The organism is Enterobacter hormaechei ATCC 49162 (assembly GCF_001875655.1).
GTDB lineage: Bacteria > Pseudomonadota > Gammaproteobacteria > Enterobacterales > Enterobacteriaceae > Enterobacter > Enterobacter hormaechei.
Map to the genome: position 1 here is coordinate 1,020,346 of NZ_MKEQ01000001.1, position 15,134 is coordinate 1,035,479.

Below are 15,134 nucleotides of genomic sequence, written 5' to 3' on the forward strand. Positions count from 1 at the left end.
CGCGTTATCCATGAGTGAGCTGATTCAGCATTCCAACAGTATTGAATGGCGTTTTGAACGCCAGATCCTGCGTATTGAACCGTGGGGGGAAAACAGCCTGCGCGTCAGGGCTACCTGCTCCCCGACGTTCGATGAAGCCTTGCAGGCACTGTTGCCCGCCGCCCCTTGTCAGGCAGAGATTGCCGCCGAAGCGGAAAGCCTGACGCTGCGCAACGGCAATATTACCGCGACGCTGAACCTTAAAGGTCAGCTGGCCTTTTACAATCAACGCGGTGAGCTGCTGCTGGAGGAGATGTGGCGCCAGCGTTCAACGGTGGGTATTGGTGCCAGCGAGAAGAGTCAGGATAAATATGTCAGCGCCCTGAAGCTCGATGGCCGCGAATTTAAGCCGCTGACGGGCGGAAAATATCAGCTTACCGTCCGGTTTGAATCGCGTCCGGATGAACGTATCTACGGCATGGGTCAGTATCAACAGCCGTGGCTGGATCTGAAAGGCTGTACGCTGGAACTGGCGCAGCGCAACTCCCAGGCCAGCGTGCCCTTTATGCAATCCAGCCTTGGTTATGGCCTGCTATGGAACAACCCGTCAATTGGTGAAGCCAGCTTTGCAAAAAATCAGACGGAATGGCGCGCCCGCGTGACGGGAGAAATGGACTACTGGATCACCGCCGCTGACACGGTGGCGGATATCACCCGTCAGTACGTGAAAGCCACCGGTACTCCGCCACCCGCCCCGGCGTTTATCAGCGGGCTGTGGCAGTGCAAATTGCGATACCGCACCCAGCAGGAGGTGCTGGAGGTCGCACGGGAGTATCGCCGCCGTAATCTGCCGCTCTCAGTGATGGTCATCGACTTTTTCCACTGGCCGAACCAGGGCACCTGGTGCTTCGATCCCGTGGACTGGCCCGATCCAAAAGGGATGGTCGACGAACTGCGCGAAATGGGCATTGCGCTGATGGTGTCGGTGTGGCCAACGGTTGAAGCCCGCAGCCCCCTCTACCCGCTGATGAAAGCCAAAGGCTGGCTGGTCAGCAGTGAACGTGGCGTGCAGGTCAACCTCGATTTTATGGGCAATACCACCTTCTTTGATGCGACCCATCCTGAGGCGCGCAAATTCGTCTGGGATACGGTAAAGAAAAATTACTACGACGTGGGCATTAAACTGTTCTGGCTGGACGAGGCGGAACCGGAATACCGCGCCTATGATTTTGACAACTATCGCTACCACGCCGGTCCGGTGCTTGAAGTGGGCAATCGCTACCCGCGTGATTTTGCGCAGGGCTTTTACGATGGGCTTCAGGCGAACGGTGAAACCGACATTGTTAACCTGGTACGCTGTGCCTGGGCAGGCAGCCAGCGCTTCGGCGTGCTGGCCTGGTCGGGTGATGTCCACTCCTCGTTCCATGCTTTTCGCAATCAACTCGCCGCGGGACTGAATATGGGGCTGGCGGGGATCCCATGGTGGACGACCGATATCGGCGGCTTCCAGGGAGGGAACGTTAACGACCCGGCGTTCCACGAATTGCTGATCCGTTGGTTCCAGTGGGCGGTGTTTACGCCGGTTCTGCGCATGCACGGCTATCGTGAACCGCAGATCCAGCCCCCGGAGCGCTACCGGGACGGTATTCCTCAGTGCAACAGCGGTTCGCCTAATGAACTGTGGAGTTACGGAGAAGAGAATTACGCCATCATGCAGCACTGGCTTACCGTGCGCGAAACCCTGCGCCCGTATATTGACGCGCTATACCAGCAGGCTCACCGGCATGGAGACCCGCTTATGCGTCCGCTGTTCTGGCACTATCCTCAGGATAAGCAGAGCTGGGCATGTGAAGATCAGTATCTGTTTGGCGAAGATCTTCTCGTGGCGCCGGTTATGCAGGCCGGTCAGCGTGAGCGCGATGTCTGGTTGCCGCCAGGCAATAGCTGGATCGCCCTGAACGGAGAGCGCTACGCTGGCGGGGAGTATATCAGGGTGCCCGCGGCGCTGGACACCATCCCGGTGTTTGTCCGTGAGGGCAGCCCGCTGGTGGGCGATCTGGTGAGCTAATTTCAGGCAAGTGCCCAAAAATAGACAATTTTTTCAGTAAAGCCTGCCTGCCGTCGCGTTTGCGCGTAAAGTAAGCAGGCTTACTATTTTTGGCAAGGATCCCGTCATGTTCGACCCTACTCTGCTCATACTTCTGGCCCTGGCTGCGCTGGGTTTTGTCAGCCACAACACCACCGTCGCGATTTCCATTCTGGTACTGATCATCGTTCGCGTCACGCCGTTAAACACCTTCTTCCCGTGGATAGAAAAACAGGGGCTTACCATCGGGATCATCATTTTGACCATCGGCGTGATGGCCCCGATTGCCAGCGGAACGCTACCGGCCTCAACGCTGCTGCACGCCTTTGTAAACTGGAAATCGCTGGTGGCGATTGCGGTAGGCGTTTTTGTCTCATGGCTTGGCGGGCGTGGCGTGACGCTGATGAGCAGCCAGCCTTCTCTGGTGGCCGGTCTGCTGGTGGGTACCGTGCTGGGCGTAGCGCTGTTTCGTGGCGTGCCGGTTGGCCCGCTGATTGCCGCCGGACTGGTTTCGCTGTTTATCGGGAAGACGTAGTCAGGCTGGCGATATAACGGGCAGGCGTCTGCCCAAGTCCTTTCCTGAACATGGTGATAAAGGCGGTGGTGGAGTCATACCCCAGCGCCTGTGCCGTCTGCTGGACCGACTTCCCGCCAATCAAGAACTGCAATGCGACAATCAGCTGGAGCTGGTGCCGCCAGCGGCGAAAGCTTAAGCCGGTCTCTTTCACCACCAGCCGCGCCAGATTGCGCTCGCTCATGGCAAAGTGGCTGGCCCACTGCGCCAGCGTCTGCCAGGCGGCAGGTTCGTTTGCCATGGTCTCACTCATCAGGCGAATTTTCGGATGCGATGAAACCGGCAGCTGTAGATGCTCCTGCGGTTGCAGGGGCAGTTCGTCAAACAAGACGTCTACCAGCCGTCCGGTAGCGGGAAGAGACAGTTCTTCCCGTGATCTGTCCGCGAGCGCCAGCACCAGTTCCCGCACCAGGGGCGATATTTTCAGCGTACAGGTACGCAACGGCAAGTCGAGCGCACCGGGTTCAACAAACAGCAGGCAGAGCTGCGCGCCGGGCGTCGCCTTGTTGCTGTGCGGCGTTTGGCCCGGGATCCACACCGCATACTGGGGCGGCACCATCAGCATCGCGTTTGCCACTTCACAGGTGATCGCGCCACCCAGCGCCATAATCAGCTGCCCTTTGCGGTGCTGATGCTGCGGAATGTATTGTTCCTGTGCCACCACGCGGATGCGAAAGGCTACCGCCGCGTCGTGCTGGCTATCGGGATCGTAGCCGTCTAGCCCCAGTCCGTACATAAAGTTGTCCGATATGAGCGATAAACTGTCATTTTAGCCTGATTTCAACCACGACTTAAATCGGTATGGTATGCGCTCGCCTGAACGTAAGAGACAATAATGACTACTGCTATTCAACCTTCCGGGAAACAGGGTGCGCTGCTGGTTGCAGGCATCCTGATGATTGCCACGACGCTGCGCGTCACCTTTACCGGCGTTGCCCCCCTGCTCGACACCATTCGACAGGACTATGGCTTAAGCACGGCGCAAACCGGCCTCCTCACGACGCTGCCCCTGCTGGCCTTCGCCTTGATCTCTCCCCTTGCCGCAGGCGTCGCCCGGCGCCTGGGCATGGAGCGCAGCCTTTTTATCGCTCTGCTGCTGATTTGCATCGGGATTGGCGTACGTTCGCTGCCGTCGGCCTCGCTGTTGTTTATCGGTACGGCGATCGTGGGCTGCGGAATTGCGCTGGGCAATGTCCTGTTACCCGGATTAATCAAACGCGATTTCCCGGGCCAGGTCGCAAAACTCACGGGGGCGTATTCGCTGACGATGGGGGCCGCCGCCGCCGCAGGGTCGGCGCTGATCGTCCCGCTGTCGCTGGGGAGTGCTGGCTGGCACGGGGCGCTGTTGATGCTGATGTTCTTCCCGCTGGTGGCGCTGCTGCTGTGGTTACCGCAATGGCGCAACAGACCAGCCGCCACCCTGACCGGAGCGGGCGCGTTGCACAATCGGGCTATCTGGCGCTCCGCCCTCGCCTGGCAGGTGACGCTTTTTCTGGGCATTAACTCGCTGATTTACTACGTCATTATCGGCTGGTTACCCGCGATTCTGCTTAGCCATGGCTACAGTGAAACGCAGGCTGGCTCCATGCACGGGCTTCTCCAGCTGGCAACCGCTGTCCCCGGTCTCGCCATTCCGCTGATCCTGCACCGTCTTCACGATCAGCGTGGCATTGCCGGGCTGGTCGCCCTGATGTGCGCCGTCAGCGCAGCCGGGTTCTGGTTCGCGCCGGGGCTGGCCGTCGTCTGGACGCTGGTGTTTGGCTTTGGATCCGGCGCCACCATGATCCTCGGTTTGACGTTTATCGGGCTGCGCGCCAGCTCGGCCCATCAGGCCGCGGCGCTCTCCGGCATGGCACAGTCAATTGGCTATCTTCTGGCGGCCTGCGGTCCACCGCTGATGGGGAAAATTCACGATACCGCCGGAGACTGGCGCATTCCGCTGCTCGCCTGTGCGCTGGCCGCGGTGGTGATGGCCCTGTGCGGCATGCTTGCCGGGCGTGACCGGGAGATCACACCCCGCTGACACACAAGGCAGACCTGACGGTCTGCTTTTTTATCCCTGCGCCGCCCGGAGCATGGCCTGTACCAGCACGACCGGACGCCCTTGCAGCGCAGCTCGCTCATGCTGGAACAGGGTAATCACAAAGAAGGGATGGGTCACCAGCTCTGCCGCGCGGATCTCGCCCTGCTCGTCCCAGCCCGTTACGCGCATGTCGCCCTGCTCAAGCTGGCTGGCAAACTCAGGTGAGACGCCGTAATTGCAGTGATACCCTTCCTGAATTTCCGGCTTGCCGTACGCTCTGGCAATCAGCGTGTTGTTCCGCAGTTCGATCGCGTCGGTTTTTTCCACCAGCGAACAGGTTAGCGGCGCAATCACCATCCTCCCTTCGGTATCCGTTTCGGCATGGCCTGCATCGTGCCAGCCCAGAACATTACGCGCATACTCAATCAACGCATGCTGGAACCCGCCGCAGGTGCCGAGAAAAGGAATGCTGTTCTCACGCGCGTAACGTGCCGCAATAAATGCCGCCTCGGTGTTTTTATACGGGCTTGCCGGTACCAGCCAGATGGCATCGTACCCGACCAGGTCTTCGGGGCTGGTCAGCTCAGGCGTGGCGAGCCAGTCATAATCAGCGGTGAGATCCAGAACCGCAGCGGCGTCGTCAATTGCCAGCGGGATCGCCTGGTGCGCAATAACATCGGGATTGTAATCACCTACCAGCGCAATGCGCAGCGTTGTTTTAACCGGGGAGAGTTCCATGAGAGATTCCTTATGCAGGAGGATTTTCAGATAACATAAGGAACCTCAGACTACCGATCTTTTGCAATTATCACAATACCTTAAATTGGGTGGATAAACGCCGGGTGCTATAGTGTTCTTGCTGAAGGTCGTAAGGAAATGAGGAGGACCCATGATTCAATGTAAACGCGTGTATGAGCAGGCGACCTCAAAAGACGGTTACCGGATCCTGGTCGACAGACTCTGGCCGCGAGGGATAAAAAAGAGCGACCTTGCGTATGATGAGTGGTGTAAAGCGCTAACGCCGTCCAGCGAACTACGAAAAGCTTTCCACAGTGAAACGATCGATTTCACCGCGTTCAGTGAGGCCTATCGAAAAGAGCTGGCGCAGCATCAGGATGAAGGCAAACGCCTTGCGGCCCTCGCCCGACAGCAGACCGTGACGCTACTCTATGGGGCGAAAAATACGGAGCAGAATCACGCCCGGGTGCTGGCAGACTGGCTGCGTAAACTGTGATTAACCGATCGCCAGTTCATCAACGATGTGTGGCATCTCGTCCGGAGTAAGCGGCATCAGATGTTCCGGGCGAACAAACGCAAAACCGTGCTGGTTATCAAACGCGTAGACATCACCGGTGACCAGCCACAGCGCACGCGCTGACGTGGCGGGTAATTGCGTCATGACGCCGTTAACCGGGTTCACAAAACGCTGGCCCGGCTGACAAAGGCCAAACAGCTCCACGGATTTACCGATATTTCGACGGCCTGCCGTCGTACGCGCACCCACGATCATCGCCATGCTGCCCGGTTTTAACTGAAACATACTTCTTCTCGCACACGTACTGCCAGAAACTGGCTAAGAATAATCCTAAAGAGAAGTGTATCGCAGTTTTATTGCCGTTGTCATCTGGTCGGTTGCGGGTGATCGCGGCGGTAGAGATCCCATTCATCGATCACTTCCCCGCCCGGCAGTTTGCACTCGGTGCGAACGCCCTGAGGACTTTGAACAGGAATTTGCTCTCCCCCTTTCTCAAGACAGTACACTGACGCCGGGTTGGCCATACCGATAGCGTGCGGCGGCTGAGGCGCATCAGGAGGGGTTGTCTTTGTTGAGCAGGCGGCCAGCGGTAACGCCAGCGCCAGAAGAAGATATTTCATCATCATGATCCTTCAGGTGTTTTGAAAACGTCAGAGTAACGGGTCATTGCCGTTTTCTCCATGTTTTCTCCATTAAACCTACACTATTTCCCCCTATAGTAGGGCCTGTTCTCACTCTGACCAGAGAACATCATTCCGTAATCAAGATGTTTTGCCCCGATCTCCGCATCGGGGCTTTTTTTTGCCTGTCCCCCAGCCCGCTTCCCGAAGAATATATAAAATTTTTCTCATTCATGTTTTACTATGGCCGGAGTCTATATTTTCAGCATAACATGCAGATACAGAGGTCTTCTGCATGGGAGTTAACCTGCCTCATGTCAGATATCATTCTTGCCCGTGTTTCAGAAACCCTCTCCACTGAGCAATCTCTCGACAGTCTGGTGCGTCAGCTACTGGAAATGCTGGAAATTGTGACGGATATGGAATCAACCTACCTGACGAAAATCGATATTAATGCGCGTTTGCAGCATATATTGTACGCCCGTAACAGCAAGCAAATGCAGATCCCGGAAGGGTTCAGCGTGCCCTGGGACGAAACGCTGTGTAAGCGCGCCATTGATAGCGATACGGTGTTCAGTAACGAGGTGCCCGAACGCTGGCCGGAGTGTGAAGCGGCAAAAGCACTGGGTATTACAACCTATATGAGCGTGCCGGTTCATCTTGCGGACGGTTCTCTGTACGGCACGCTTTGCGCTGCCAGCACCGCGCAAAAACAGTTCAGCGAGCGTGGCGAGCAGGTGATCAGACTCTTTGCCGGGTTAATTGGTCAGTACATCCAGAAAGAGTCGCTTGTGCTTCAGCTTCGCGAAGCAAACGCGGCGCTCATTGCCCACTCTTACACCGACGCCCTCACCGGCCTGCCGAATCGCCGCGCTATTTTTGAAAATCTCACCACCCTGTTCTCACTGGCGCGCCACCTTAACCGCAAGGTCATGATGGCCTTTATTGACCTCGATGATTTCAAGCGAATCAATGACCAGTACGGGCATGAGGCGGGCGATCGGTTCCTCGTACAGGTCGGCAGGCGACTGACGCACGAGCAAACGCAGGATGAGATTATCGGCCGACTCGGCGGCGATGAATTTCTGGTTGCCAGCCTGAGTCACGGCGATGATGGCGACGCCAGCACAGAGGTCAACGCAATCAAAACCCGCCTCAATAGCCGCATTGCGGGTGAATACGGGTTAGGTAATGCCACTATTCTCTATCCTGGAGCAAGCCTTGGCGTCGTTATCGTTGATCCTCACAGCACTGATGAAGATAGCGCCCTGCGCACCGCAGACCTCGCGATGTATCAGGATAAAAAAGGGAAAAGCAAAACAGGCTTTGTCGCGTTAGATTAAAACCGTACACTCTACGGCCTTATAGAAACTCAAACAGGTGATGGCATGAGAATAGGGATCCTCTTTCCGGTGGTTATTTTTATCACGGCGGTGGTGTTTTTAGGCTGGTTTTTCATCGGCGGTTACGCCGCGCCGGGAGCATAAATGAGAAAAACGACCCTCATCATGCTGATTGTCGCCATCGTGGCCGTCGCCGGAACGCAGCTAGGCTGGTGGTAACGCCCAACGTAAAAAGGCCGCCGTCAGGCAGCCTTTTTTAACACAGGTCAGATTTAGCTTTTGATTTTTCTGTAGATAAACAGAACCACCAGCGCGCCAATCACCGCGACGACAAAGCTGCCGAAGTTGAAGCCATCAACTCTGCCAAAGCCGAACAGGGTACTGATCCAGCCACCGACGACTGCACCCACAATCCCCAGAATGATCGTGACGATGAAACCGCCGCCATCTTTGCCCGGCATGATCCACTTCGCCAGGATCCCCGCAATCAGCCCAAAGATAATCCAGGATAAAATTCCCATAGCTTTCCTCTCTGTATGGTTTTTGTCATTAAATCAACGACACAGAAAAGGATAGCACAGGATCTGAGAAAGGAAATTTGTGATAAGAATCACATGGTTCGTTTGAGTGAAATATGAGCAGCAAAAAATTGTCGTTCCACACTCATCGTGGGGTTGCATCTTTTACTGAGAAAGATTATCTTTCTCATTACTGAATAGTTGAGCAAATCACTCAGGTATTCAGTACGACATTGCTCACATTGCTTCCAGTATTTCTTGCCCACTTTTGAGTGGGCTTTTTTTTGCCTGAAACCACCAAAATCTGGCGTTTTATTTGTGAGAGTGAAACGCTAATCTCTGTGGCTCCTGAACAGCAAAAAACGTTGATAACATGAACGTATCGAGCAAGTTTGTCATCTGTCTTAATCTTGTTTCTGCCAGTACGCTACTGTTACTGCTCTCTACACGGTATGAGTGGTTCTGAAATGAACGGAGCCTGGCACGGTGGCTTTCATTTCAGTTCCGGGCAGGCTCAACTCTCATACTTGTAGCTTTTATGACCTGTGTTAAGATCCCTGCACCTCAGGACGTGGCGGGACAGCAGGAAAATGAAGAAGGCCATAGCCGTTGCTATCATCTCAACCTTTATGGTCGTCCTGTCGCTGTATGCGGTTAATGCCATTATCGCTGAGCAGCAAAAGAACCGGCAGAGAGATCTCTCCCACACACTCTTAAGCTATTCCGAAGCATTCACGCAAAATATCGCCAGTACGCTAAAAAATACCTCCGTACAGGGATGCGATAGCGAAAGTCTGAACGTCTACCGAAAATTAAAGATGCGCAGTCTCTATTTCGCCGATGTGGGGTTTATTGAAAAGGGGAAAATTACCTGCACCGCGTTTTGGGGCAAACTGGCGCATCCCATCACCCTGCCCTCTGAAATACATAAAACCCAGAACGGCTTCAGTCTGGCGCAATTTTCGCAGAAAGATTTCTTTGTCGGCAATGCGACAATTTATAACCATCTTATTATCTTCACCTCCCGTTCGGCCTACGATAAATTTACACCCGTCACTGCCAACTATTCGCTTCGCTCTTCCACTAAAGATTTCGACCGCACCTTTTTCACGGTTACGTCTCCTACAGAAAACCTTAGCCGCTTACAGTCTCTGTTATTTACGCTGGCTGTGACGCAGTGCAGTACACGCTGGGATCTGTGCGTTACCGTCACACACCACGATGCCGGACTGGCCTCACTCTCACACATCGTGATGGTGCTCCTGTGCCTGTTTTTATACTTTATCTGGGTGTCGCTGACGCTATTTTCTCTGCGGCTTTATGAAGACCGGCGTTCTCTGGAGCGAACGCTGGTCAAGGCGGTGAAAGCGAATACCATCAGCGTTCATTTTCAGCCTGTTATTCGGGTGGCCGATAAGAAAATCGTCGGAGTTGAAGTATTATCAAGATGGCAGGATAACAATCACAAAGAGGTTTCTCCTGAGCTGTTTATCCCGTTAATTAAAAAAATTGGCCTGTATAACGTCTATTATCAGAACATGATAAAAAAATCCCTGGCGGAAATTGCTGCGCTGGCCGCTGAACATCAGTTAATAATTTCGTTGAACGTTGGCCGAACGGAAATTGAAGACGGCAAATTCCTGGCGGTGTTACGCCATGAATGCTTACAGAACGCTATACCCTTATCGTTAATCAAAATTGAGTTATCCGAGAACGGCGTTTCCACTTCGGCCATTCTTGAAGAGTTTTGTGAGGAGCTGACATCGGCAGGCGTCAAAATTTCAATAGACGATTTTGGCGTGCAAAACTCGAATCTGGCCAGGCTATCAAATCTCAAATATGACGAGATTAAGGTAGATAAGTCGCTAGTGGACGGCATCAACGAGCACTATAAACAGGATATTCTGGTTATTTTTAGCGACGCGCTCGCTAAACTGCATAAAACCCTCGTTTTTGAAGGGGTCGAAAGCGAAACGCAATATCAGTTCATCGCGCAGAGATACCCTGATGCTCTCGTACAAGGCTGGTACTTTTCAAAGTCACTCACCCGGCACGACCTGGCCAGCCTGCTGGCAGACTCCGCGCGATGATGCGTTATTCATTGCCCCATTGATTCAGGAAGTTTGCAATATCGTCAATGCGATCTTCAGCTATCTCTGCCTGCACAGCCATCTCCCGCTGCGCCTCTTCACTGATTTCCTCATTGTTATACAGGCGAGTGAGTAGCAGCTGGAAGTAGTGTGCCAGCGGCGTACGCTCTGCCTCTTCAACCGGTTTCGCCGTTTCAGTCGCATACTCATCGACAATGTCATAATACTTCAGCGGGATATCCTGGTTCATAGCGTAGTTTACCTGTTGTGTGCATAAAAAACGGGAACCCTCAGGCTCCCGTTATCACTTAACCCAGCGAGTGGATTACATGTTTGCGATAATCGCGTCACCAAACTCTGAGCATTTCAGCAGTTTAGCGCCTTCCATCAGACGTTCAAAGTCATAGGTGACGGTTTTGGCGTTAATCGCGCCTTCCATACCTTTAACGATCAGGTCTGCGGCTTCGAACCATTCCATATGACGCAGCATCATCTCTGCGGACAGAATGATAGAGCCTGGGTTCACTTTGTCCTGGCCTGCGTATTTAGGTGCAGTACCGTGCGTTGCTTCGAACAGCGCGCACTCGTCGCCGATGTTCGCGCCCGGGGCGATACCGATACCACCCACCTGTGCGGCCAGCGCATCGGAGATGTAGTCACCATTCAGGTTCATACAGGCGATCACGTCATACTCAGCAGGACGCAGCAGGATTTGTTGCAGGAACGCATCGGCGATCACATCTTTAATGATGATCTCTTTACCGGTGTTCGGGTTCTTAATTTTCTGCCATGGGCCGCCGTCGATCAGTTCACCGCCGAACTCTTCGGTCGCCAGCTGGTAGCCCCAGTCTTTGAACGCGCCTTCGGTGAACTTCATGATGTTGCCTTTGTGAACCAGGGTCACAGAGTCACGGTCATTGGTGATAGCGTATTCGATGGCTGCACGCACCAGACGCTTGGTCCCTTCTTCGGAGCACGGCTTAATGCCGATGCCGCAATGCTCAGGGAAGCGAATTTTCTTCACGCCCATCTCTTCGCGCAGGAATTTAATCACTTTTTCTGCATCAGCAGAGTCCGCTTTCCATTCGATACCGGCGTAGATGTCTTCTGAGTTTTCACGGAAGATAACCATGTCGGTCAGTTCCGGGTGCTTAACCGGGCTTGGCGTGCCCTGGTAGTAACGCACCGGACGCAGACACACATACAGATCCAGTTCCTGACGCAGCGCTACGTTCAGGGAGCGAATGCCGCCGCCTACTGGCGTGGTCAGAGGGCCTTTGATAGCAACGCGATAGTCGCGGATCAGGTCCAGCGTTTCGGCTGGCAGCCAGACGTCCTGGCCATAAACTTGAGTCGATTTTTCACCGGTGTAAATTTCCATCCAGGAAATTTTACGCTCGCCTTTGTAGGCTTTCTCAACAGCGGCATCAACCACTTTCAGCATTGCCGGGGTAACGTCTACACCGATACCGTCACCTTCAATGAACGGGATAATCGGGTTGTGAGGAACGTTAATCTTGCCGTTTTGCAGGGTGATCTTTTTACCTTCCGCCGGAACAACTACTTTGCTTTCCATTAACCTCTCCTTCGAGCGCTTCTGGTTGTTACTGATCTTATGTTAATAAATTGTAATGAGCCTTCCGATAGTACCTGATTGTCCGACGCCATGAAAGGTCTTCGTTATTAGGCTATAATGCGGCAATTGATAACGCCTGAAAATACCATGAAGAAAACTTCTTTTAGAAAACACCGGGTTGAGCGATTCAGCTCACGACAAGCCACCAGAAGAACGCCAGAACCCCAGCCAACGCGGGTCATACTGTTCAATAAACCCTACGATGTTTTGCCGCAGTTTACCGACGAAGCCGGGCGCAGCACGCTGAAGGACTTTATTCCCGTTCAGGGGGTTTACGCGGCCGGGCGTCTGGATCGTGACAGCGAAGGGTTACTGGTGCTCACCAATGACGGTGTGCTCCAGGCCAGGCTCACTCAGCCGGGCAAGCGTACCGGGAAAATTTACTTTGTGCAGGTTGAAGGCGAGCCGGACGACGCGTCGCTGGCAAAACTGCGCAACGGCGTAACGCTGAACGACGGTCCCACCCTGCCGGCTGGTATTGAGCGCGTGAATGAGCCAGAGTGGCTGTGGCCGCGCAACCCGCCGATTCGTGAGCGCAAATCCATTCCCACCAGCTGGCTTAAAATCACCCTGTATGAAGGCCGCAACCGACAGGTCAGGCGCATGACTGCGCATGTGGGCTTCCCTACCCTGCGACTCATTCGCTATGCCATGGGCAGCTACACGCTGGACTCGCTGGCAAACGGGGAATGGCGGGATGTTACCCCTAAGGAGAACTGATGTTTAAACCTCATGTTACGGTCGCCTGCGTGGTCCATGCGCAGGGGCGATTCCTGGTGGTGGAAGAGACCATCAACGGCAAAGCGCTGTGGAATCAGCCCGCCGGGCATCTCGAAGCCAATGAAACCTTACTCCAGGCGGCCAGGCGCGAGCTGTGGGAGGAGACGGGTATCCGCGCTGAACCGCAGCATTTTATTCGTATGCATCAGTGGATAGCGCCTGACCACACCCCTTTCCTGCGTTTTTTATTCGCCGTTGAGCTTAGCGAAATGTGCGCCACTGAACCGCACGACGACGATATCGATCGCTGCCTGTGGGTGACCGCAGAAGAGATCCTGAACGCGCCAAACCTGCGCTCCCCGCTGGTTGCGGAAAGCATCCGCTGCTGGCAGTCTGAGGCGCGCCTGCCGCTGGATGTCATTGCAGAATTTAACTGGCCGTTTACAGAGGGTGTCAATGGTGGGGGGGCGTGATAGAATACGCCGCCTTGAAGTTCAATGTCGTGAGTATTCCATGTCAGATAATAGCCAGAAAAAAGTGATCGTCGGCATGTCCGGCGGTGTCGATTCCTCCGTTTCCGCCTACCTGTTGCAGCAACAGGGCTATAAGGTGGAGGGCCTGTTCATGAAGAACTGGGAGGAAGACGATGGCGAGGAATACTGCACTGCCGCTGCGGATCTCGCCGATGCGCAGGCCGTGTGCGATAAGCTCGGCATCGAACTGCACACCGTTAACTTTGCCGCAGAATACTGGGACAACGTCTTTGAACTCTTCCTCGAAGAGTACAAAGCGGGCCGCACGCCAAACCCGGATATCCTGTGCAACAAAGAGATCAAATTCAAAGCCTTCCTCGAATTCGCCGCGGAAGACCTGGGCGCAGACTACATTGCGACCGGCCACTATGTGCGTCGCGCGGATGTGAATGGCAAAAGCCAGCTGCTGCGCGGCCTGGACGGCAACAAAGATCAGAGCTACTTCCTCTACACGCTGAGCCACGAACAGATTGCCCAGAGCCTGTTCCCGGTTGGCGAGCTGGAGAAGCCGGAAGTGCGTAAGATTGCAGAAGATCTGGATCTGATCACCGCCAAGAAAAAAGACTCCACCGGTATCTGTTTTATCGGCGAGCGTAAATTCCGCGAATTCCTGGGGCGCTACCTGCCTGCACAGCCGGGCAAAATCGTCACCGTTGACGGTGATGAGATTGGTCAGCACCAGGGACTGATGTACCACACTCTCGGCCAGCGCAAAGGTCTGGGTATCGGCGGCACCAAAGAGGGCAGCGAAGATCCGTGGTACGTAGTCGACAAAGACGTCGAAAACAATATTCTGGTGGTGGCTCAGGGTCACGACCACCCGCGTCTGATGTCCGTTGGACTGATCGCGCAACAGCTGCACTGGGTCGATCGCGAGCCGCTGAAAGGCACGCTGCGCTGCACCGTGAAAACGCGCTACCGCCAGACAGACATCCCTTGCACCGTAACCGCACTGGATGACGATCGCATTGACGTGCGTTTCGACGAGCCGGTTTCCGCCGTTACCCCTGGCCAGTCTGCTGTTTTCTACAGCGGCGAAATTTGCCTCGGCGGTGGGATCATCGAACAGCGCCTGCCGCTGCCTGCTGTTTAAACCGTTTGCACACATAAAGGAGACCGTGTGGCGAAGAACTATTACGACATCACCCTGGCGCTGGCGGGAATTTGCCAGTCTGCCCGTCTGGTGCAACAGCTGGCGCATCAGGGTCATTGTGACGCCGATGCCCTGCACGTTTCACTCAACAGCGTTATCGATCTTAACCCCGGCTCCACGCTGGGCGTCTTTGGCGGCAGTGAAACCAATCTTCGTCTCGGTCTTGAAACCCTGCTCGGCGTGCTCAACGCCAGCAACCGTCAGGGGTTGAACGCGGAACTGACCCGCTACACCTTAAGCCTGATGGTGCTGGAGCGTAAGCTGAACGCGGCAAAAGGCGCAATGAATACCCTGGGCGATCGCATCGCCGGGCTTCAGCGCCAGCTCGACCATTTTGACCTCCAGTCCGAGACCCTGCTGAGCGCGATGGCCGGTATCTACGTCGACGTGATTAGCCCGCTCGGCCCGCGTATTCAGGTCACCGGTTCGCCTGCCGTATTGCAAAGCCCACAGGTACAGGCGAAGGTACGCGCTTCGCTGCTGGCAGGCATCCGTGCCGCCGTGCTGTGGCAACAGGTCGGCGGTGGCCGCCTACAGTTAATGTTTTCTCGTCATCGCCTGACGACTCAGGCAAAACAAATTCTTGCTCATTGTTAACCTCCCG

At 54.9% G+C, this 15,134-nt stretch carries 20 protein-coding genes; 13 read left to right on the forward strand and 7 right to left on the reverse strand.

The window, feature by feature from the left end; genetic code table 11:
* The first annotated feature begins 10 nt into the window (after positions 1 to 10).
* On the forward strand, positions 11 to 2,047 hold the full coding sequence (locus tag BH712_RS05170) for a glycoside hydrolase family 31 protein (RefSeq protein WP_006809199.1): 2,037 nt from the start codon (positions 11 to 13) through the stop codon (positions 2,045 to 2,047).
* A 106-nt stretch (positions 2,048 to 2,153) separates the two neighbouring features.
* Entirely contained in the window at positions 2,154 to 2,600 is a 447-nt protein-coding gene (locus BH712_RS05175) for a DUF441 domain-containing protein (protein ID WP_006809200.1), read from the forward strand.
* Here the strand turns inward: BH712_RS05175 and BH712_RS05180 are convergent.
* Positions 2,584 to 3,375 carry an AraC family transcriptional regulator gene (locus BH712_RS05180; protein WP_006809201.1) on the reverse strand — a complete coding sequence of 264 codons (792 nt, stop codon included), beginning with the start codon at positions 3,373 to 3,375 and terminating at the stop codon, positions 2,584 to 2,586. The genes BH712_RS05175 and BH712_RS05180 overlap by 17 nt on opposite strands.
* A gap of 99 nt (positions 3,376 to 3,474) precedes the next feature.
* Between BH712_RS05180 and BH712_RS05185 the strand changes: the two genes are divergently transcribed.
* The gene (locus BH712_RS05185) at positions 3,475 to 4,662 is read left to right on the forward strand and encodes a CynX/NimT family MFS transporter (protein WP_006809202.1); all 1,188 of its coding nucleotides are present in this window, start codon (positions 3,475 to 3,477) and stop codon (positions 4,660 to 4,662) included.
* A 30-nt stretch (positions 4,663 to 4,692) separates the two neighbouring features.
* On the opposite strand, the gene BH712_RS05190 is transcribed toward BH712_RS05185, so the two are convergent.
* Positions 4,693 to 5,400, reverse strand: a complete 708-nt coding sequence (locus BH712_RS05190) for a CTP synthase C-terminal region-related (seleno)protein (protein ID WP_006809203.1) — start codon at positions 5,398 to 5,400, stop codon at positions 4,693 to 4,695.
* A gap of 151 nt (positions 5,401 to 5,551) precedes the next feature.
* Between BH712_RS05190 and BH712_RS05195 the strand changes: the two genes are divergently transcribed.
* A complete protein-coding gene (locus BH712_RS05195) occupies positions 5,552 to 5,896 on the forward strand; it encodes a DUF488 domain-containing protein (RefSeq protein ID WP_006809204.1) in 345 nt (114 codons plus the stop codon).
* On the opposite strand, the gene BH712_RS05200 is transcribed toward BH712_RS05195, so the two are convergent.
* Together BH712_RS05200 and BH712_RS05205 are read right to left on the reverse strand one after the other, a co-directional pair.
* Positions 5,897 to 6,202 carry a hypothetical protein gene (locus BH712_RS05200; RefSeq protein ID WP_006809205.1) on the reverse strand — a complete coding sequence of 102 codons (306 nt, stop codon included), beginning with the start codon at positions 6,200 to 6,202 and terminating at the stop codon, positions 5,897 to 5,899. It abuts the gene before it with no gap.
* A gap of 80 nt (positions 6,203 to 6,282) precedes the next feature.
* On the reverse strand, positions 6,283 to 6,537 hold the full coding sequence (locus BH712_RS05205) for a putative hemolysin (protein ID WP_032673529.1): 255 nt from the start codon (positions 6,535 to 6,537) through the stop codon (positions 6,283 to 6,285).
* Between the two features lie 314 nt (positions 6,538 to 6,851).
* Between BH712_RS05205 and BH712_RS05210 the strand changes: the two genes are divergently transcribed.
* From BH712_RS05210 to yoaJ, 3 genes are read left to right on the forward strand one after another with little or no spacing between them, the layout of a single operon-like run.
* Positions 6,852 to 7,880 carry a sensor domain-containing diguanylate cyclase gene (locus BH712_RS05210; RefSeq protein WP_032673530.1) on the forward strand — a complete coding sequence of 343 codons (1,029 nt, stop codon included), beginning with the start codon at positions 6,852 to 6,854 and terminating at the stop codon, positions 7,878 to 7,880.
* Positions 7,881 to 7,925: 45 nt separating this feature from the next.
* Positions 7,926 to 8,024 (forward strand): YoaK family small membrane protein, encoded by a 99-nt coding sequence (locus BH712_RS24535; protein WP_032673531.1) that lies wholly within the window; start codon positions 7,926 to 7,928, stop codon positions 8,022 to 8,024.
* Positions 8,025 to 8,099: a protein YoaJ gene (yoaJ, locus tag BH712_RS25370; protein ID WP_071785224.1), complete on the forward strand. Its 75-nt coding sequence runs from the start codon at positions 8,025 to 8,027 to the stop codon at positions 8,097 to 8,099.
* Positions 8,100 to 8,152: 53 nt separating this feature from the next.
* Here the strand turns inward: yoaJ and BH712_RS05220 are convergent, their stop codons facing one another.
* Entirely contained in the window at positions 8,153 to 8,401 is a 249-nt protein-coding gene (locus BH712_RS05220; protein WP_003857896.1) for a GlsB/YeaQ/YmgE family stress response membrane protein, read from the reverse strand.
* A 370-nt stretch (positions 8,402 to 8,771) separates the two neighbouring features.
* Between BH712_RS05220 and yncL the strand changes: the two genes are divergently transcribed.
* Complete coding sequence (gene yncL / locus BH712_RS05225) at positions 8,772 to 8,864, forward strand: stress response membrane protein YncL (protein ID WP_071850032.1); 93 nt, start codon at positions 8,772 to 8,774, stop codon at positions 8,862 to 8,864.
* Positions 8,865 to 8,988: 124 nt separating this feature from the next.
* Positions 8,989 to 10,488: an EAL domain-containing protein gene (locus tag BH712_RS05230; RefSeq protein WP_006809208.1), complete on the forward strand. Its 1,500-nt coding sequence runs from the start codon at positions 8,989 to 8,991 to the stop codon at positions 10,486 to 10,488.
* A gap of 4 nt (positions 10,489 to 10,492) precedes the next feature.
* Here the strand turns inward: BH712_RS05230 and BH712_RS05235 are convergent, their stop codons facing one another.
* Positions 10,493 to 10,738: a DUF2543 family protein gene (locus BH712_RS05235; protein WP_006809209.1), complete on the reverse strand. Its 246-nt coding sequence runs from the start codon at positions 10,736 to 10,738 to the stop codon at positions 10,493 to 10,495.
* Positions 10,739 to 10,813: 75 nt separating this feature from the next.
* Entirely contained in the window at positions 10,814 to 12,064 is a 1,251-nt protein-coding gene (gene icd, locus BH712_RS05240; RefSeq protein ID WP_003857898.1) for an NADP-dependent isocitrate dehydrogenase, read from the reverse strand.
* 117 nt (positions 12,065 to 12,181) lie between these two features.
* Between icd and rluE the strand changes: the two genes are divergently transcribed.
* From rluE to hflD, 4 genes are read left to right on the forward strand one after another with little or no spacing between them, the layout of a single operon-like run.
* Complete coding sequence (gene rluE / locus BH712_RS05245) at positions 12,182 to 12,844, forward strand: 23S rRNA pseudouridine(2457) synthase RluE (RefSeq protein WP_006809210.1); 663 nt, start codon at positions 12,182 to 12,184, stop codon at positions 12,842 to 12,844.
* Positions 12,844 to 13,317, forward strand: a complete 474-nt coding sequence (locus tag BH712_RS05250; protein WP_006809211.1) for an NUDIX hydrolase — start codon at positions 12,844 to 12,846, stop codon at positions 13,315 to 13,317. The genes rluE and BH712_RS05250 overlap by 1 nt, the downstream gene beginning before the upstream one ends.
* 40 nt (positions 13,318 to 13,357) lie before the next feature.
* Positions 13,358 to 14,470: a tRNA 2-thiouridine(34) synthase MnmA gene (gene mnmA / locus BH712_RS05255; RefSeq protein WP_032103856.1), complete on the forward strand. Its 1,113-nt coding sequence runs from the start codon at positions 13,358 to 13,360 to the stop codon at positions 14,468 to 14,470.
* Positions 14,471 to 14,497: 27 nt separating this feature from the next.
* Complete coding sequence (gene hflD / locus BH712_RS05260; protein WP_006809213.1) at positions 14,498 to 15,127, forward strand: high frequency lysogenization protein HflD; 630 nt, start codon at positions 14,498 to 14,500, stop codon at positions 15,125 to 15,127.
* Positions 15,128 to 15,134: the final 7 nt, after the last annotated feature.